Annotated in this window: 18 protein-coding genes and 1 pseudogene; 7 read left to right on the top strand and 12 right to left on the bottom strand. The window is 65.8% G+C overall.

Going from position 1 to position 16,793, the window contains the following annotated elements; all coding sequences use genetic code 11:
• Positions 1-13 precede the first annotated feature (13 nt).
• The 3 genes from E9232_RS04700 to E9232_RS04710 form a co-directional block, all read right to left on the bottom strand.
• Positions 14-1,768: an ABC transporter permease gene (locus E9232_RS04700; RefSeq protein WP_309792437.1), complete on the bottom strand. Its 1,755-nt coding sequence runs from the start codon at positions 1,766-1,768 to the stop codon at positions 14-16.
• Between the two features lie 19 nt (positions 1,769-1,787).
• On the bottom strand, positions 1,788-2,918 hold the full coding sequence (locus E9232_RS04705) for an ABC transporter substrate-binding protein (protein ID WP_309792439.1): 1,131 nt from the start codon (positions 2,916-2,918) through the stop codon (positions 1,788-1,790).
• A 290-nt stretch (positions 2,919-3,208) separates the two neighbouring features.
• Positions 3,209-4,105 carry a LysR family transcriptional regulator gene (locus E9232_RS04710; RefSeq protein ID WP_309792440.1) on the bottom strand — a complete coding sequence of 299 codons (897 nt, stop codon included), beginning with the start codon at positions 4,103-4,105 and terminating at the stop codon, positions 3,209-3,211.
• Positions 4,106-4,376: 271 nt separating this feature from the next.
• Here E9232_RS04710 and E9232_RS04715 point away from each other — a divergent pair, with 271 nt between their 5' ends.
• The 5 genes from E9232_RS04715 (at position 4,377) to E9232_RS04735 (ending at position 7,782) form a co-directional block, all read left to right on the top strand.
• On the top strand, positions 4,377-5,111 hold the full coding sequence (locus E9232_RS04715; RefSeq protein ID WP_309792441.1) for an SDR family NAD(P)-dependent oxidoreductase: 735 nt from the start codon (positions 4,377-4,379) through the stop codon (positions 5,109-5,111).
• Between the two features lie 48 nt (positions 5,112-5,159).
• Complete coding sequence (locus E9232_RS04720; protein WP_309792442.1) at positions 5,160-5,912, top strand: SDR family NAD(P)-dependent oxidoreductase; 753 nt, start codon at positions 5,160-5,162, stop codon at positions 5,910-5,912.
• A 31-nt stretch (positions 5,913-5,943) separates the two neighbouring features.
• On the top strand, positions 5,944-6,543 hold the full coding sequence (locus E9232_RS04725; protein ID WP_309792443.1) for an NADPH-dependent F420 reductase: 600 nt from the start codon (positions 5,944-5,946) through the stop codon (positions 6,541-6,543).
• An 84-nt stretch (positions 6,544-6,627) separates the two neighbouring features.
• Positions 6,628-7,041 carry a nuclear transport factor 2 family protein gene (locus E9232_RS04730; protein ID WP_309792444.1) on the top strand — a complete coding sequence of 138 codons (414 nt, stop codon included), beginning with the start codon at positions 6,628-6,630 and terminating at the stop codon, positions 7,039-7,041.
• A gap of 108 nt (positions 7,042-7,149) precedes the next feature.
• Positions 7,150-7,782, top strand: coding sequence for a class I SAM-dependent methyltransferase (locus E9232_RS04735; RefSeq protein ID WP_309792445.1), 633 nt, complete (start codon positions 7,150-7,152; stop codon positions 7,780-7,782).
• A gap of 218 nt (positions 7,783-8,000) precedes the next feature.
• On the opposite strand, the gene E9232_RS04740 is transcribed toward E9232_RS04735, so the two are convergent.
• Both E9232_RS04740 and E9232_RS04745 read right to left on the bottom strand, forming a co-directional pair.
• Entirely contained in the window at positions 8,001-8,873 is an 873-nt protein-coding gene (locus E9232_RS04740; protein ID WP_309792446.1) for an NmrA family NAD(P)-binding protein, read from the bottom strand.
• A gap of 45 nt (positions 8,874-8,918) precedes the next feature.
• The gene (locus E9232_RS04745; protein ID WP_309792447.1) at positions 8,919-9,341 is read right to left on the bottom strand and encodes a DoxX family protein; all 423 of its coding nucleotides are present in this window, start codon (positions 9,339-9,341) and stop codon (positions 8,919-8,921) included.
• 123 nt (positions 9,342-9,464) lie between these two features.
• Here E9232_RS04745 and E9232_RS04750 point away from each other — a divergent pair, with 123 nt between their 5' ends.
• Positions 9,465-10,370 (top strand): LysR substrate-binding domain-containing protein, encoded by a 906-nt coding sequence (locus tag E9232_RS04750; RefSeq protein ID WP_309792448.1) that lies wholly within the window; start codon positions 9,465-9,467, stop codon positions 10,368-10,370.
• Between the two features lie 318 nt (positions 10,371-10,688).
• Here the strand turns inward: E9232_RS04750 and E9232_RS04755 are convergent.
• Positions 10,689-10,784: pseudogene (locus E9232_RS04755) on the bottom strand (GMP synthase (glutamine-hydrolyzing)); the annotation flags it as partial.
• A gap of 109 nt (positions 10,785-10,893) precedes the next feature.
• Here E9232_RS04755 and E9232_RS04760 point away from each other — a divergent pair.
• Positions 10,894-11,556 (top strand): hypothetical protein, encoded by a 663-nt coding sequence (locus tag E9232_RS04760; protein WP_309792450.1) that lies wholly within the window; start codon positions 10,894-10,896, stop codon positions 11,554-11,556.
• Here the strand turns inward: E9232_RS04760 and E9232_RS35780 are convergent.
• The 6 genes from E9232_RS35780 to E9232_RS04785 all read right to left on the bottom strand — a co-directional run bounded on the left by E9232_RS35780 (position 11,473) and on the right by E9232_RS04785 (position 16,490).
• Positions 11,473-11,931: a transglycosylase domain-containing protein gene (locus tag E9232_RS35780; RefSeq protein ID WP_374710602.1), complete on the bottom strand. Its 459-nt coding sequence runs from the start codon at positions 11,929-11,931 to the stop codon at positions 11,473-11,475. The genes E9232_RS04760 and E9232_RS35780 overlap by 84 nt on opposite strands.
• 186 nt (positions 11,932-12,117) lie before the next feature.
• On the bottom strand, positions 12,118-13,692 hold the full coding sequence (guaA, locus tag E9232_RS04765) for a glutamine-hydrolyzing GMP synthase (protein WP_309792451.1): 1,575 nt from the start codon (positions 13,690-13,692) through the stop codon (positions 12,118-12,120).
• Positions 13,693-13,807: 115 nt separating this feature from the next.
• Positions 13,808-14,104 carry a DUF1294 domain-containing protein gene (locus E9232_RS04770; protein WP_309792452.1) on the bottom strand — a complete coding sequence of 99 codons (297 nt, stop codon included), beginning with the start codon at positions 14,102-14,104 and terminating at the stop codon, positions 13,808-13,810.
• Between the two features lie 6 nt (positions 14,105-14,110).
• Positions 14,111-14,632: a GNAT family N-acetyltransferase gene (locus E9232_RS04775; RefSeq protein WP_309792453.1), complete on the bottom strand. Its 522-nt coding sequence runs from the start codon at positions 14,630-14,632 to the stop codon at positions 14,111-14,113.
• A complete protein-coding gene (locus E9232_RS04780) occupies positions 14,629-15,975 on the bottom strand; it encodes an RsmB/NOP family class I SAM-dependent RNA methyltransferase (protein WP_309792455.1) in 1,347 nt (448 codons plus the stop codon). The genes E9232_RS04775 and E9232_RS04780 overlap by 4 nt, the downstream gene beginning before the upstream one ends.
• A 191-nt stretch (positions 15,976-16,166) precedes the next feature.
• Positions 16,167-16,490, bottom strand: a complete 324-nt coding sequence (locus tag E9232_RS04785) for a hypothetical protein (RefSeq protein WP_309792456.1) — start codon at positions 16,488-16,490, stop codon at positions 16,167-16,169.
• Positions 16,491-16,793 lie beyond the last annotated feature (303 nt).

A 16,793-nucleotide genomic window follows, 5' to 3' on the forward strand; every position in this document is an offset into this window, starting at 1 on the left:
TCCCTGGCCCCCTTCAATCCTTGGCATAGACCAGCACCGCGATCGGCAGCGTCAGGGCCAGGACGATGACCGACAGCGCGGCGACGGGGCCGAGATTGCCCATCAGGTCGAGCTGCAGCATCGTGGTGCCGACCACCGCCGTGTCGGGCCCGAACAGGAAGGATGCGGCCGCGTATTCCTTGAAGAACTGCACGAAGTACAGCAGGAAGCAGCCGACCAGCGCCGGGCGCAGCAGCGGGATGGTGACCGCCCAGATCGAGCGCATCTCGCCGCCGCCCGCCACCCGGACCGCGCGTTCGAGATCCTGGCCGATCTGGTGGAAGGACGGCCCCAGCACGGCGAAGCCGCCCGAGAAGTAGCGGATGGTGAAGGCGATCATCAGGATCGCCAGGCTGCCGCGCAGGTAGCCGCCGCCGGGCAGGATCACCGCCGCGTAGAAGATGCCGATGCCGACCACCATGCCGGGGATGGCGCGCGGGATGAAGGCCGTCTGCTCGACCACCCGGCGCAGCAGCGGCGGCGAGCGGTAGGCGACGACGCTGGAGGCGAAGGTCAGGACCAGGGCGCCGAAGCCGCCGACCGTGGCGATGATGATGGTGTTGATGATGCTGCGGACATAGGCGTCGTAGCCCAGCACCAGCCGGAAATTGTCCAGCGTCAGCACCTGGCTGATCGGGATCAGCGGCGACATGAAGGAGCAGAAGGAGCGCAGGATCAGGAAGGCGCTGGGGATGCCGGTGGTCAGCAGCGTGTAGGCCAGCAGCGCGCCGGAGACGGCCCAGCCGGCGGCGCCCAGCCGGATCATGCCGCGCTTCATGCTGCGGCCGCCGATCGTGGTGTAGCGCCGGACGTCGCCCAGCGCATATTTCTGCAGCGCGATCACGACCTGGACCACGACCAGCATCACCACCGCGGTGGCGCTGACGATGCCGTAGTCGGACTGAGTCTGCAGCCCCTTCTCGTAGAGATAGGTCGCCAGCACCTTGATCCGCGCAGGCTCGCCCACCACCAGCGGCACGGCGAGCTGGTCGAACTTCATGACGAGGTTGAGCAGGATGCAGTAGATCAGCGACGGCCGCATCAGCGGCAGGACGACGCCGAGCACCGCCCGCAGCGGTGTGGCGCCGGCGGTCCGCGCCGCGTCCTCCAGCGTCGGCGGGATGTTCCGCATCGCCGAGGCGAAGAACAGGTAGCTGATCGGCGCCGCGGACACCCCGGCCAGCACGCTCATCCCGACCAGCGAGTTGAGGTTCGGCAGGCTGACCCCGAGCGACGCCTTGAGCAGGATCGCGGCATAGCCGCTGGGCCCGTACAGCATCGACCAGGAGAAGGCGAGGATCAGCGCCGAGATGAAGATCGGCGACAGGAACAGGATCTTCAGCGTGCGGCGGAACGGCAGGTCGAACCGTTCCAGCGCCAGGGCCACGATGAAGCCGGTGGTGGTCGAGATCGCGGTGCCGAGAATCGCGAACCACAGCGTGTTGACGCAGGCCGACTGGAAGTTGGGGTCGGAGACGAGCTCCCGGAAGTTCTGCAGCGTCCAGACCTGGCCGTCCTCGTAGAGCGGACGGTCGATGAAGGCCTGGTACAGCAGCGGCAGCATCGGGGAGATCAGCAGCGCCAGCAGGAACAGGGCGATGGCCCAGCGCACCACCAGCGGCAGCCGGTTGCGCCAGAAGCGCCAGAGCCGGGCCACCGGGGTGTCGCGATGCGTGCCGAAGCCTGGCGCCCCGCTATAGCCGGCGCCTGCCGGTCGAGCCTGTGCCATGACGACCGGGCCCCGCCGCTCAGCCCTGGACCTTGTAGGCGGCGTTCACCTTGTCGACCAGCTCCTGCGGCGGGCGCAGCAGCCGGGGCTCGAAGGTGGTGCGGATGATGTTCTTCTCGCCTATCTGCTGGGCGATCTTCTGGTAGGTGTAGCCGTTCGGCCCGTCCGGCAGGCTGACATCGCTGCGGTAGGGCATCAGCCCGCCGGAGGCCAGGGCCACCTGCCCGTCCCGCGACAGGACGAAATCGATCAGCAGCCGGGTCGAATTGCGGTTCTTGACCGTCTTCGCCATGGCGATGTGGCGCATCAGCATGAGCGTGCCGTCGGCCGGGAACGCCCAGCCGAGCACGCTGGCCCGCGTCGGGTCGGCGATCAGCGGGAACAGCTGGATGCCCGACAGGCGGTAGCCGATCAGGTACTCGCCGGTGGTGATCTTCTCCATGATCGGGCCGGCCGAGCGGTACAGGTCGGAGATCGGGCCGAGGGCCGAGAATTCCGCCAGCGCGCGCTCTTCGCCGACCGCGTTGACGTAGTGGGCCATCATGTTCTGGCTGGCCGCGCTGGCCATCGGCTGGCCGGTGGCGATCTTGCGGTCGAACTGGCCCGGATTGTCCTTCACCAGCTTGACGATGTCGCCGATCGACTTCGGCCACTGCGCTTCCGGCAGCAGCAGCTTGTTGTAGGCAATGACGTAGGGATCGACCGAGATGGTGTAGATGTTCGGCGCCGGCCGGGACCAGTCCGGCAGATGGCTGTCCTCGGCAGACTGGAAGGGTTCGGCATTGCCCTTGTCGACGAAGTCGAGCCAGGTCGCGGCGCTGTGCGACACGACCATGTCGACCGCGCTCTTGCCGGTCGCCTGCTCGGCGTAATAGCGCTCGAAGACCTCGTTGCTGCTGAGGTCGAGCGTCTGCACCTTGATCCAGGGATACAGCGCACTGAACTGCTGCAGCACCGGGCGCCAGTTCATCTCGCCGACATTGGAGTAGACCAGGATGCCGCTCTCGGCCTTGGAGGCTTCGATCACGCCGGAATAATCGGCAGGATAGTAATCCGGCAGCGCGGCGGCCGCGGCCGGCCTCCATTTCACAGTCAACAGCGGGGTTGCCAGGGCAAGCGAAATCGCCGAACGCCGACTCAGCGTCTCCATCAAGCGTCTCCCCATTTGATTTATATCGGCCGACAGGAGTTTATCCTGTCGGTCTTCTCTTTTCGGGCAGTTTGCCGAGATTGCTTGTCACGATAGACAGCAGGATCAGGCGAGGCCAATGCCGATACGGCGTGAATTGATGCCGAAGTGGCATCGTCTTACCGATGCCAGTTGCCGCAGCCGAGCTTTGCGCCAGAAGTCGAGCCGCGCACGTGTCCTGATGATGCCCTATCAGGATGGCAGCGAGAAAGGCCCCGCGGGGTACTCCGCCATCGGCTCCCTGCCGCGCATCAATCGCGCGATATGGACAGCCCCGTGAGAAGCGGCGCGTACACGGCGAGCCTGCGGGATACGAACTCGGTGAAGAGCCGCACGCGCTTCGTCTTGCGTGTCTCCCCCTGCGTGAGAAGCCAGAGCGTTCCATGCATGTACAGGCCGGTGCCCGGCACCCTCACCAGCAGGGGGTCGGCATCTCCGACGAAGCACGGCAGTATCGTCATCCCGAGCCCTTGCCGGGCTGCCACGATCTGCGCCTCGCCGTCCGTGGTCCTGAACGGAACCCCTGTGGTGCGAACCTCGCCCTCGCGGGCCCAGTCCGGGATGCCATGCATGCTTATGACGATCCACCGGATGGGATCCGGCGCACCCGCACGCCACGCGGCCAGCCGAGCGCGGGACATGTAGACACCGCCGAACAGCTCCGGTCCCTTCAGGCCGTGAAGATTGAGCGGCAGGGTTTTGCGGTCGTAGACGACGCGGATCGCGACGTCGGCCTCTCGGTTGGTCAGGTTTGCCAGCTCGCCGGACGACAGGATTTCCATCTCGATGTCCGGATGCAGACGCGCGAAATCGGCGAAGTCCGGCATGAGCAGGTGTGTCGCGAGGGGCGGCGCCAGCGTCACCCGCAGAAGCCCGCGCACGCTCTGGTCGCGCCCGAAGACCCGCGTCTCCAGCTGGAGCGACGACGCTTCCATCTGGTTCGCGAGCTCGAGGACCTCCTCGCCCGCAGCCGTCAGGCGGTAGCCCGAAGGCAGCTTCTCGAACATCTGCGCCCCGAGGCGCTCCTCGAGCTGGGCGACGCGCCGCAGCACGGTCGAGTGATTCACCCCGAGGCGCTGGGCGGCGGCCCGCACCGAGCCTCCGCGCGCGACGGCAAGAAAGTAGCGAACGTCATCCCAGTCGATCATGGTGCAACCTTGCACCGCGCGGCGCGTTCTCCAAGCCTTAACTCATCGTGCAGCCGTACGGACGGTCATCGTGGCACAGGTCGACCAGCACGGCCCAATTCCGAACGGCGGGCACTTATCGTCGCGGCTGGTGTTAGCAGACTACCGGATCGATTTCGCACCACCGATGTGCGCGCTTCCGCGCTCAACGCCTGACCTCAGCGTACCCACGTTGAGGTGCTCGGGGGCGTCCCCCCAATGATCAAGGCGAAAGCCTGGAAGGATGCACGTCATGACCAGATTGAATGGAAAGACCGCCGTAATCACCGGCGGCGCTACCGGCATCGGCCTCGCCGCGGCAAAGCGCTTCATCGAGGAGGGCGCCTTCGTCTTCATCTTCGGCCGCCGGCAGGAAGCGCTCGACGCCGCCGTGGCCGACCTCGGGCCCAGTGCCCGCGCGGTGAAGGGCTCGGTCTCCGACGAGGCCGACCTCGACCGGCTTTACGCGGCGGTGAAGGCCGAGCGTGGAACCCTCGACATCGTCTTCGCCAATGCCGGGGCGGGAAGCCCGCTTCGGCTCGGCGAGATCACCGCCGAGCACATTGACGAAACCTTCGACACCAATGTGAAGGGTACGATCTTCACGGTCCAGAAGGCGCTGCCGCTGATGGGCCAGGGCGGCTCGATCATCCTGACCGGATCGAGCGCCGGCACCACGGGCGCCCCGGCATTCACCGCCTACAGCGCGAGCAAGGCGGCAGTGCGCAACCTCGCGCGGACCTGGGCGGAGGACCTCAAGGGCACCGGCATCCGGGTGAATGTGCTGTCGCCCGGGGCGACGGCGACCGAACTCGCGAAGGAAGCGCTGGGCGAGGAGGGCCAGAAGGCCTTCGCCTCGATGACTCCGCTCCAGCGCATGGCCGATCCGGCGGAGATCGGGGCCGTGGCGGCCTTTCTCGCATCGTCGGACAGCAGCTTCATGACCGCCAGCGAAGTCGCCGTCGACGGCGGCCTGGCGCAGCTCTGACCCCGGCGCGGTCCCGCGTCTGGGCCACACAACGAAGGATAGAACATCATGAAAAAACTTGAAGGCAAAGTCGCTGTCATCACCGGCGGAAGCAGCGGGATCGGGTTGGCCACAGCCAAGCGCTTCGTGGCAGAAGGCGCGCACGTCGTGATCACCGGCCGACGAGAGAAGGAGCTGAAAGAGGCCGCAGCCTCCATTGCGGGAAACGTTACGACGGTCGTGGGCGACGTGTCGCGCTTGGAGGATCTGGACCGGCTCTATGCCGTCGTGAAGGAGAAACATGGTCACATCGACATTCTCTTCGCGAACGCAGGCGCGGGGACGATCGCACCGCTCGCGGCGGCGACTGAGGCCCATTTCGACCAGACCTTCGATGTGAATGTGAAGGGGCTGTTCTTTACGGTCCAGAAGGCGCTTCCGCTCTTCAAAGACGGCGGTTCGATCATCCTGACCTCCTCGGTCTCCAACGTGTTGGGGCTGCCAGGATTCAGCACCTACGCCGCGAGTAAGGCCGCGGTGCGAAGCTTCGCGCGCGCTTGGACACTGGAGCTGAAGGATCGCAAAATCCGCGTGAATTCAATGAGCCCCGGACCCACCGAGACCCCGGCGTTGGAGACGACGACGGGCCTTACCCCCGAGCAAGCTGAACAGGCGGCCGCCCAATTTGCTTCGCAGGTCCCGATGGGTCGCAGAGGTAAGCCAGAAGAAATCGCGAATGCCGTCACGTTCCTTGCTTCTGACGAAAGCTCTTACATCACCGGCGTGGATCTCGCCGTCGATGGAGGCATGGCCCAGGTCTGACCCCGGCGTCACAAGAGATCGGATAACCATTATGAGCTGCGCAATCATCGGCTTCGGCAAGATTGGCCGAGCCCTCGCCAAGGCATTTGCCCGCAAGGGCATCGAGGTGTCCGTGGCCACCACGCGCGACCCGGAAAGCTTTGCAGCCGACGCGGCCGCGATCGGACCCACGATCATTCCCAAAACACTGGCCGAAGCCGTCAAGGCGGACGTCATCTTTTTGGCCGTCCGTTTCGAGGCGCACCCGGACGTCGCGAAGGCGCTCCCCACCTGGCAGGGGAAGACGATCGTCGATGTGACCAATGCCTACGGCGTGTCACCCGACGAGCTGGTGGACCAATCCTCCGCCAAGAACGTGGCGCGGGCCTTCACGGGCGCCAAGCTGGTCAAGGGCTTCAACCATTTGGGTGCTGCCACACTTGACCAAGATCCGGCGGTACATGGGGGCAGGAGAGTCGTGTTCCTGGCGAGCGACGATGACGGCGCGGCAGATGAGATTGGCGCACTTGCGGAAAATCTCGGTTTCTCGCCGATCAAACTTGGCGGGCTTTCGGAAGGCGGGCTGCTGGTCCAGGCGCGCGGAAATAGCTGGGGTCGGCTGATCTTCAAGGACTTGGTCAAGTTCGACTGATGAATACGATGGGCTCACCGGCAGGGCCACGATGCACGGATCGGGTCGAGGGCGATCCGATCCGTGCGAGATGGAGAAATTCCCATGAGCATTGAGAAGAACATCCAGACCGTGAAGGACTTCTTCGCCGCGATCGGCCGAGGCGACAGGGAGGCTCTGCTGGCGCTGGTCGCCGAAGACATCGAGTGGATCATTCCGGGCGAAGACTGGCCGCTGGCCGGAACGCGTCACGGACACGCCGGGCTGGCGGATTTGCTTGAGACGGCATCCAAGTCGATAGAGACGTCCACGGAACCCCGGGAGTTCGTGGCGCAAGGAGACCGGGTCCTCGTCGTCGGCTTCGCGAGGGGAAAGATCAAAGCCACGAACAAGACGTTCGAGGACGACTGGATCTTCGCCATCACGGTCCGGGACGGCAGACTGACCAACATCCGGGAGTATGTCGACACGCAAGCACTGGCCCGGGCCTCCCAGATAGACGCGTCCGAGCCTGGGTAGCGCCGGCCCTCTATAGCCATCGGGTCGGGGTAGACGGTGGATCAGACGTGGATTGCCCTCCTCGCACGCCGCCCGCTCGCCGCATGCCCAACCGCAAGGGAGATTTCGATGTACGACCAATCCAAGCTATCCGAATTGATCCGGTTCGCACGCGTCGATGCGGGCTCCACCGTCATCGACGTTTACCCGGGCGACGGCGACTGGACCCGTCTCTTCTCCGACATCGTGGGCCCCGAAGGACGGGTCTACAGCTTCGTGCCGGCCGAAGTCGCCCACTTCAAGAACGATCCGGTCGGCCGCATGCGGACGCTTGCGAAGGAGCCGGGCCGAGCCAACGTCGAAGCCGTCTCGGCGGACCTCGTGGCGATGCCGGAGGCCACGCAACCAGCGGATGTCCTGTGGCTGCACCTGTTCTACCACGATCTCCACACCGCGCTGATCCAGGACAAGGGCGCGACGGCGGCCGACTTCAATCGAGCCGTCTACGAGCGGCTGAAGCCGGGTGGGTTCTACGTCATCGTCGACCACGCCGCCGCCGCTGGGTCGGGCACGGGCGACACCCAGTCGCTGCATCGGATCGACCCTGCCTCCGTCCGCGAGGAGGTGGAGGCGGCCGGCTTCGTGCTGGACGCGGAAAGCACCATGCTCGCGAACGAGGACGATCCGCACGCGATCAAGGTGTTCGATCCGTCGATCAAGGGCGAGACCGATCGCTTCGCCTATCGGTTCGTGAAGCCCTGACAGGTCCCGGCGCCGACTTCGCGCGACCGGATATCTGAAGGCCACAGCGTCGCGAAGGTTGGGGTGGGCCTGACGGCGCATGGGCGCCGTTCGAAGAGCGGGGAGACGCCCGACGGAGCGGTGCGCCTTCACGATCGGCCCCGTCGGCAAAAAAGAACCGTCACGGCTCGCAAGAGTCTGCGCGATGCGCCGCACGCGGTTCCTCTCGTGCCCGAGCCCTACACCTTGGCGGCGTTCTGTGCAGCCTCGAATACATCGCGTGCGGACGTCGTACCCGCTACGTGCTCCGTGTCCCTGACGCCAAGGTCCATCCAGCCCGCGTTGACGGCCTCGAACATCGCTTCGGCCGGTCCGGTCTGGCCCTTCGGAATGCCGAGTTGCTCCAACGCTGCTGGCCACCCGGCCCGTGGGACGGCAAACGCCTTGACGTCGCGCTGCACGACTTCGCCCAACTGAGCCGCGACTTCATCCGCGCTGACCATCGAGCCTAGCTCGACGATGCGGCTCCCCGACCACGCCGGCCCGATCAGCAGCGTCGCCACTTCAGCGCCGATGTCGTTGGTTGCGACCATCGTCGATTTCCGGTTGGTCGGAGTGTAGTAGACGGGCAGCGTGCCGCCCTGGGCGACGTGCAGGCCGTAAAGGAAGTTCTCGAAGAACCCGCCGGCGCGCACGAAGGCGATTGGCGATGCCAGGTCGCGAAAGCCCTGCTCCAGCAGCGACAGCGCCGTGATCATCCCCAATCCGCTGGTCCTGTTTGCCCCCATCGACGAGAGCGCGACCACCCGCGGCGGCGCGGCCCTGGTGAGCGCCTCGACATAGCTTGCAATCACACCCTTTGCTTCTTTGAAATCGGGCGACGGCGCCCAGACAGCGGGCAACATGACGAACGCGCCGTCGACGCCCTTGAGCGCCCGCTCGATGGCGGCCGCATCGTTCCAATCGCCGTCGACCAGTTCCACGCCCTGGTCCGTCCAGCTTGCCCCCTTCGCGCGGTCGCGGACCAGCGCACGGACCTTTTTGCCTTGCGCCAGCAAATGCCGTGCCGTCGAGCCGCCGACTTTTCCCGTGATTCCCATTACTAGAAACATGTGTTTTCACCTGATCTTGAGGGACAGCGCACTGCCCCAGTTGGTTCAACGGTTGAGCGGCAGAAGAGCCCGGATACGGGGATCGCGCGCGTAGAGGCCGCCCCATGTCAGCGCCCCCAGAAGCAGGGAAACGATTTCCGGCGGAGACCCCAACTCACCGATGCGGACATGGGCGCAGATGGCGCCTCCCAGAAAGCCCGTCACCAGGATCGCGCCGAGGACGGCGGTGGCCGGGATCGCGTAAAGGATGGCGCAGGCGAGGATGATCGGACCCACGACATGGGTCAGGTCCATCGCGAACCCGGTTTCCTGCAACATGCTGGCGATCTGCGCCGGCGCAAAAAGCTGAATAGTGCCGTCTGCCACCAGAGCGATGACGACAAACGCGCTCATGATTCGGCCGGCCCACAGGGCGCGATGCAAGGTCATGGCGTCAGGCGCCTGATGTGGGTTCATCGTTTCAGACATTTGTGGTTCTCCGAAGGGTTACTGCCTTCGAGGCGCACTGCTTACTGTGCCTATGGAATATGATAAACACCGAAGAAGTGAACTCACTGTTCTCTCTACGGTGAACAATGCCGAGGCCCGAAAATGCAGAATCTCGAACCCATCCTCATTTTCGTAACGGTCGCGGAAATGGGGAGCTTCACCCGTGCAGCCGATAGCCTGGGCATTCGGAAGGGACGGGCCTCGACGGCGGTCCGGAAGCTGGAAGAAGACGTCGGTGTCAGACTCCTGCACCGGACGACGCGCAGCGTGCAGTTGACGGAGGACGGACGGGTCTTCCATGCCCGCGCTCGCGATCTGCTTGCCGAAGTCGATGACCTGCATTCGATGTTCGCAGGCGATCGCGTGGCGCTCCGCGGGCGTTTACGGGTCGATCTTCCGACCGAGGTGGCGCGCTCAACGGTCGTGCCGGCCTTGCCGGATTTCATGGCGGCTCACCCGGAGTTGGAGCTGGAGGTGTCGAGCACGGATCGGCAAGTCGATCTGGTTCAAGAGGGCTTCGACTGTGTATTGCGGCTGGGACCTATCAGGGACGAGACGCTGATTGCCCGCCCGCTGGGCAAGTTGCGCATGGTCAACGCTGCCAGTCCCACCTATCTGGCGCGCTATGGCGTCCCTCGATCGCTGGAAGATCTCGAGCGTCAGGAACATCGGACAATTCATTTTTCGGCGGTGCTGGGCGCAAGACCCTATGGATGGGAATATCCGGACGGCGACAGCTACGCGACGCTTCGGTTGCCAGGGGCGCTACACGTCAACAGCGCGCAGACCTACGAAGCCGCTGCCCTCGCCGGCCTTGGCCTGATTCAGGCGCCGCTCCTAGGGATTGGCCGATACTTGGAGAGTGGAGCGCTTGTGGAGATCATACCCGATTCTCGTCGCCGGGCGCTCGACGTGTCCCTCGTCGTAGCCCATCGGAGTAATCTGTCGCGCCGAGTCCGCGCATTCATGAAATGGATCGAAGATGTGCTGACGCCGTATCTGGAATAGCGAGACGAACATCTTCGTCCGGCCCTCGAAATCAACATTCTGAAGTTATGTCTGTCGGTTTGGGAACGGCTCACTTTGCCCGGGAACGGCGAGGATGGGCGCAAACCAGATCCGCCAATTTGCACGCCATTCTACGCCATATCCCTCCCACCGAAGGCACTTTGCATACTCCGAGGATTGCGCGCAGATCGGTTCTGCAAGCGACCCGAGAACGCGGACATAGAAGAGCTTCCGAGCCAGTGACGAAGGGATCGACAGAGCAGCAGCACGGCAGCGAAATTCGCCGCCCCAACTATGCTGTCGCCGTCGGTTGCCCCCTCACTCCCAATCGATCGTCCCGGGCGGCTTCAAGGTGATGTCGTAGACTACGCGGTTGATGTCGCGAACCTCGTTGACGATGCGGGTCGAGACCCGCGTGATCCTAACCGATAAGGCATTGGCATTAAACGAAATCGGCATTCAACACTGACTATTTGCGCGGGGTCAGCTATCCTCAACCCGCACCTAGTTCGGATAACTGAAGATGGCTGCTATCTGGCCCATACTTGTAGGCGCAATCGTTACCGGCATCGTCGGAAACTTCCTGGTGCAGCGATGGCAGCTCGGGGTGTGGCGCGCGCAGCAACGCCAACTCGGGTACCAAGCAGAACTGGAAGAGCTGAAAAAGCTTTTGGAGGAAATTTCAACCAAGTCGGCAGATCGGCACAACGCCATGCGCCGCCTCATCGGCTCGTTGGCGCCAAACTCCAGCCAGGACAGCAACGAAGCGCTGACAACCTATCGAGAGCAGCTTTTCATATGGAATGGAGCACTCAATTCAATCTATCTACGGATCAGGCTGGCTGTCGATTACAGCCGCACTCTTCGCTTCGAGCGGGAAGTTCACCAGCGCTTTTATCATGCTGGCCAATCAATCGAACAGGTGCTGCGGGAGCGGGCGAGCGGCGCGTCTCCTAACTGGTCCGATTTGATCGAGCCGAAAGCCCGGCTCAACAGCGTACAGGCCGCAACGTATGCATTTTTGCGCGATCTGACCGACATCGTCGAACATCGACGCGAGGAAATTTACTTCGGTCGGCGACTTCCCTACTCGGAATCAAGTCTAGGAGAATATTCTTTCCTCGATCTTGTCAAAGCGCTCTTTGTATCGCGCGTAGACCGCTTTTATGTAATTCGCCCTTCGTAAATGCTTGCGCGTCCAACCCTCGCCAGGATCGCGAGGACGCGGAAAAACCAGCATCGCGGCGACGCTCGCGGCCTGATCAACGTTCAATTGTGTCGGATGCATATTGTAAAGTCGATAGGCAGCCGCCTCGCTACCTTTCATGCCAGTTCCGAAATAAGCGATTCGCAAATATGATCGGAGTATTTCGAGCTTCGAATATCGATGCTGGATAATGTAGGCGAGAAGCGCTTCGTGTAATTTCCGCCGGATTTTCCGGTCCCGATAGCCTGTCGCAGTTCGCACGAGCTGCATGTCGATTGTGCTTGCGCCGCCGTGCTTTTGGAAAGCGACTGCTCTGCACCCTTCGCGGACAAGTCGCCGCCAATCGATCCCCATATGTTTGAAGAATCGACGATCCTCCAGGGTCAGAACGAGGCGCTCAAAGGTACTCAACTCGGCTGGATAAGCGGCGGCAAACGGATCGATGACGCCATCTATCGTTAGCAGGTCGACATGGAGCTTAAGCAACCATCGCCGTAGAGATGGATATTGCCTTCTCGGCCGGGACACATCGATTCCCCTTCACTCCCATTCGATCGTCCCGGGCGGCTTCGAGGTGATGTCGTAGACGACGCGGTTGATGCCGCGGACCTCGTTGACGATGCGGGTCGAGACCCGGCCCAGGAATTCGTGGTCGAACGGGTAGTAGTCGGCGGTCATGCCGTCGGTCGAGGTCACGGCCCGGAGCGCGCAGACGAAGTCGTAGGTGCGGCCGTCGCCCATCACGCCCACCGTGCGCACCGGCAGCAGCACGGCGAAGGCCTGCCAGATCGCGTCGTACAGGCCGGCGCGGCGGATCTCCTCGAGATAGATCACATCGGCCTTGCGCAGGATCTCCAGCATGTCGCGGCGGATCTCGCCGGGGATGCGGATGCCCAGCCCCGGCCCCGGGAAGGGGTGGCGGCCCACGAAATCCTCGGGCAGGCCGAGCTCGCGCCCCAGCACCCGGACCTCGTCCTTGAACAGCTCGCGCAGCGGCTCGACCAGCGCCAGCTTCATCCGGTCCGGCAGGCCGCCGACATTGTGATGGCTCTTGATCGTCACCGACGGGCCGCCGGTGAAGGACACGCTCTCGATCACGTCGGGGTAGAGGGTGCCCTGGGCCAGGAAGCGGGCGCCGTCGATCTTCTCCGCCTCGGCGTCGAACACCTCGACGAAGGCGGCGCCGATGGTCTTGCGCTTCTGCTCGGGGTCGCTGACGCCCTCGAGCCGGCCGAGGAACATTTCCGACGCATCGACATGGATCAGCGGGATGTTGAAATGGCCGCGGAACAGCGACACCACCTGCTCCGCCTCGCCGGTGCGCATCAGCCCGGTGTCGACGAAGATGCAGGTCAGCTGCTCGCCGATCGCCTCATGGATCAGCACCGCCGCCACCGCGCTGTCGACGCCGCCGGACAGGCCGCAGATGACTTTTCCGGTGCCGACCTGGGCGCGGATCTTGGCGATCTCCTGGTCGCGGAAGGCGGCCATGGTCCACAGGCCGGTGCAGCCGCAGACATGGTGGGTGAAGTTGCGCAGCAGCGCCGCGCCATGCGGCGTGTGCACCACCTCGGGGTGGAACTGCACGCCGTAGAAGCGCCTGGTGTCGTCGGCGATGGCGGCGAAGGGCGCGTTCTCGCTGGTGGCGACGATGCGGAAGCCGTCCGGCAGCCGGGTGACCCGGTCGCCATGGCTCATCCACACCTGCTCGCGCGCGCCGAGCGCCCAGGCGCCGTCGAACAGGGTGCAGTTCTCGCGCACATCCAGCCAGGCGCGGCCGAACTCGCGATGGTGTCCCGCCTCGACCGCGCCGCCGAGTTGCTCGCACATGGTCTGCTGGCCGTAGCAGATGCCGAGCACCGGAATGCCGAGCTCGAACACCAGCTGCGGCGCGCGGGGCGAGGCCGCCTCGGTGACCGAGGCCGGGCTGCCCGACAGGATGATGCCGCGCGGGTCGAAGGCCTTGATGCGGTCGTCGCCGGCCTGGTTGAACGGCCAGATCTCGCAGTAGACGCCGGATTCACGCACCCGGCGGGCGATCAGCTGGGTGACCTGGCTGCCGAAATCGAGAATGAGAACGCGGTCCGGCGACGGCTTGGCGGTCGGGGCGGTCATGGCAACTCCGGGGTCGGGCGGTGAGACGGAGATTTATACGTCCGCCGCCCGTACGACAAGCGATGGCGCCCGCGCCCGGCGCGAGGCGTCCATGCGCGAAGATGGAGGCAGGGCGCTAAAGTATGGCCAGCGCGCATAGCGCCACGACCAGCAGCGCCTGGGCGATGGCGATCCACCTGAGGCGCGAGCGGAACGGCTGCTTCTGCGTCTTGTGGCGCAGCAGCCGCTGGCCGGCGACGGCGCCGGGCGTGCCGCCGGCCAGCGCCAGGGTCAGCAGCGTCCGCTCCGGAATCCGGCGCCGGCCGGCCCTGGCGCAGCTTTTGTCCCAGGCGAAGGCGGCAAAGGCGACGACGCTGATCGCCAGCAGATACAGCGCCAGGATGGCCCAGACACTCGGCCAGACACTCGGCATCGGCCCTCAGCCGTCCAGCGCGCCCGGGATCCGGCCGTCGAAGCGGAAGCCGCTCTCGGCCAGGGTGGAGCCGCCGAAGCGTTCCATCTTCTCGGCGAAGACGGCGCCGCCGAGATGGCGGTAGAAGCCGAAGGCGCGGAAATTCGCGGTGAGGACCCACAGCAGGAAGGGCGTCCACCCCTGCTCCGCCAGATGGTCGGCCGCGGCCACCATCAGGGCGCGGCCATGGCCCAGGCCCTTGGCCTCCTCGAGCAGGTAGAGGGCGTAGACCTCGCCCCAGCCGGGATGCGGCGCGCCGCGGGCCGGACCGCACTGGACGAAGCCGACCGGGCGGCGGCCGTCGAGCGCCAGGAAGCTCGCCCCCCGCCCCTCCTTCTCCAGCCAGCGCGCATGGCTGCGGGTGCGTTCGGCGACGCCGAGCCGGTTCAGGTAGTCGTCGGGGATCAGCCCGCGATAGCTCTCCTGCCAGGCCTGGACGTGGATCGCGGCGATCGCGGCCGCATCCGCGACCCCGGCCCGTCGGATCATTCCGGGTCGACGGGCGCCGATATGTCGGCCGCCGCTCCGGCGCTGGTGCCGCGCTCCATCACCGCGACGAAGAAGCCGTCGGTGCCGTTGGCCGCGGGCGACAGCCGCAGCATGCCGGTGGTCGGCGCCGGGCCGGTGCCCACCACCTCGTCCCAGATCGTCTCGATCGGCAGCAGATGGTAGTCGGGATGGGTCGCCAGGAAGCCTTCGACCTGGGCCTCGTTCTCCTCGCGCAGCAGCGAGCAGGTGGCGTAGATCACGCGGCCGCCATCCGGCTTGGCCAGGCGGGCGGCGCTGTCCAGGATCTCGCGCTGGACGCCGAGCAGGCGCTCCAGGTCCATCGGCCGCCAGCGCGCATCCGGGTTGCGGCGCCAAGCGCCGGTGCCGGTGCACGGCACGTCGACCAGCACGCGGTCGAACTTGCCGCGCTGCTTCTTCACCCAGCGGTCACGCTCGTTCTCCAACAGGCGCGGCTCGACATTGTCGATGCCGGCGCGGCGCAGCCGTTCCTTGCCGCGGTCGAGCCGGCCCTTGGACACGTCGCAGGCGACGACCCGGCCCTTGCCGCGCATCCGCGCCGCCAGGGCCAGCGCCTTGCCGCCGGCGCCGGAGCAGAAATCCACCACCTGCTGGCCCGGCCGGGCGTCGACCAGGAGCGCGATCAGCTGCGAGCCTTCGTCCTGCACCTCGATCAGCCCGGACTGGAAGGCCGGGTGGCGGCCGAGCTGGGGCCGGCCCTTGACCCGGATGCCGACCGGCGACAGCGGCGTCGGCACGACGTCCAGCTTGCCGGCCAGCAGGGTCTTCAGCACCTCGTCGCGGTCGGCGCGCAGCTCGTTGACCCGGAGGTCGAGCGGCGCCTGGTCGAGCAGCGCGTTGACCTCGACCTCGAAGCGGTCGCCGAACATGGCCTCCAGCGAAGGCGAGGCCCAGTCCGGGATCTCGGACCGCACCGGCTTCGGCATCGCCTCGTCGTCCAGCGCCTGGCCGGAGGTGGCCTTGACCAGCCTGTCCTCGGGGCCGTCCAGGGGAATCGGCGCATAGGTCTCGCCGGAGAACAGCCGGCCCATGTCCTTCACCGCCACGCCCTCGGACAGGGTCAGCTCGGCGATGACGCGGTTGCGTGGCGTGTCCTCGGCCTCGACCCGGGCCAGCCACCAGCCCAGCCGGGCGTGGTGGCGCAGCACCGCATAGACCCGGGCGGCGACCTCGCTGCGGTCCTTCGAGCCGATGAAGCGGCGGGTGCGGAAATAGGCCGAGACCAAGGCATCGGCCGGGCGGTTTTCGATGGCGAGACGCTCGAGGATATCGATCGTGGCCTGGATGCGGGCGGAGGGGGTCATGGACTCGAGCGTAACAGGAAAACGCGCCTTCTACCGCGCTTCCGCCGCCAGGGCCAGCTTTGCCCGCCCGCCTGGGGCACAGGCCAGCCGCGCGCCTCGTCCCGGAGGCCGTCAATGCAGGGGCCCCACGTCACCTCTCCCGCGTCCGGCGGGAGAGGTGACGCCCAACCTGCAACCGGAGAGACACGCCGTCAGGCGCTGCGGCGGTCGGTCCAGACGAAGCGCGAGCGGTAGCGCGGCGCCCGGCGGGCGCGGTGCTCCGCCAGGTCGTCGACCGGCGCGGCCGGGGCCGTCGGCTCGGTCGGGCGCTCGGACCATTGGGCGGCGAGCTTGCCGGTGCCCGGGTCGCGGGCCCAGCGCTGCACCACCGTCTCGTGGTCCGGGACGGGATCGTGCCGCAGGTCACGGTTGCGGAACCGCGGCAGGGCGGCCAGCGCCTCGGCACGGGGGGACACGACGGCACCCGGCGTGACGCGCAGGCGACGATCGAAAAAGGCGAGAAAAGCGAGGTTCATCGTTCGCTCCGTATCCGCACGCGGCGCGGATGGGGCGAACGGCGTCCCGACCCTAGGTCCGGCTCACGCCATCCACCCGGCCGGAGCCGAGCGCGATTCTGTGATGTTCCGGTGACGTCACCGCGGCCCGATCGGCCTTGGCGACGCCACGACTAGGGTGGTCGTCCATCTGTCTCTCGTTGTGCGATAGGCGCCGGCGGGCTGGGCTCGTTCGGCGTCACAGGCCATGTATGCCCGCCCCCGGGCGGAGTCAAGGTCAAAGCGGCGGGCCCGCGGGCGCCTGGAGAACGGGGCCCGGAACGG

This window comes from Inquilinus ginsengisoli (genome assembly GCF_031453975.1).
Classification (GTDB): domain Bacteria; phylum Pseudomonadota; class Alphaproteobacteria; order DSM-16000; family Inquilinaceae; genus Inquilinus; species Inquilinus ginsengisoli_A.

Coding starts and splice junctions, on each gene's coding strand:
- E9232_RS04760 (WP_309792450.1), top strand. CDS start 10,894: ATGGCTGCTATCTGGCCCATACTTGTAGGCGCAATCGTTACCGGCATC.
- E9232_RS04740 (WP_309792446.1), bottom strand. CDS start 8,873: ATGTTTCTAGTAATGGGAATCACGGGAAAAGTCGGCGGCTCGACGGCA.
- E9232_RS04700 (WP_309792437.1), bottom strand. CDS start 1,768: ATGGCACAGGCTCGACCGGCAGGCGCCGGCTATAGCGGGGCGCCAGGC.
- E9232_RS04725 (WP_309792443.1), top strand. CDS start 5,944: ATGAGCTGCGCAATCATCGGCTTCGGCAAGATTGGCCGAGCCCTCGCC.
- E9232_RS35780 (WP_374710602.1), bottom strand. CDS start 11,931: ATGGGGATCGATTGGCGGCGACTTGTCCGCGAAGGGTGCAGAGCAGTC.
- E9232_RS04745 (WP_309792447.1), bottom strand. CDS start 9,341: ATGTCTGAAACGATGAACCCACATCAGGCGCCTGACGCCATGACCTTG.
- E9232_RS04715 (WP_309792441.1), top strand. CDS start 4,377: ATGACCAGATTGAATGGAAAGACCGCCGTAATCACCGGCGGCGCTACC.
- E9232_RS04750 (WP_309792448.1), top strand. CDS start 9,465: ATGCAGAATCTCGAACCCATCCTCATTTTCGTAACGGTCGCGGAAATG.
- E9232_RS04780 (WP_309792455.1), bottom strand. CDS start 15,975: ATGACCCCCTCCGCCCGCATCCAGGCCACGATCGATATCCTCGAGCGT.
- E9232_RS04730 (WP_309792444.1), top strand. CDS start 6,628: ATGAGCATTGAGAAGAACATCCAGACCGTGAAGGACTTCTTCGCCGCG.
- E9232_RS04770 (WP_309792452.1), bottom strand. CDS start 14,104: ATGCCGAGTGTCTGGCCGAGTGTCTGGGCCATCCTGGCGCTGTATCTG.
- E9232_RS04785 (WP_309792456.1), bottom strand. CDS start 16,490: ATGAACCTCGCTTTTCTCGCCTTTTTCGATCGTCGCCTGCGCGTCACG.
- E9232_RS04775 (WP_309792453.1), bottom strand. CDS start 14,632: ATGATCCGACGGGCCGGGGTCGCGGATGCGGCCGCGATCGCCGCGATC.
- E9232_RS04710 (WP_309792440.1), bottom strand. CDS start 4,105: ATGATCGACTGGGATGACGTTCGCTACTTTCTTGCCGTCGCGCGCGGA.
- E9232_RS04720 (WP_309792442.1), top strand. CDS start 5,160: ATGAAAAAACTTGAAGGCAAAGTCGCTGTCATCACCGGCGGAAGCAGC.
- guaA (WP_309792451.1), bottom strand. CDS start 13,692: ATGACCGCCCCGACCGCCAAGCCGTCGCCGGACCGCGTTCTCATTCTC.
- E9232_RS04735 (WP_309792445.1), top strand. CDS start 7,150: ATGTACGACCAATCCAAGCTATCCGAATTGATCCGGTTCGCACGCGTC.
- E9232_RS04705 (WP_309792439.1), bottom strand. CDS start 2,918: ATGGAGACGCTGAGTCGGCGTTCGGCGATTTCGCTTGCCCTGGCAACC.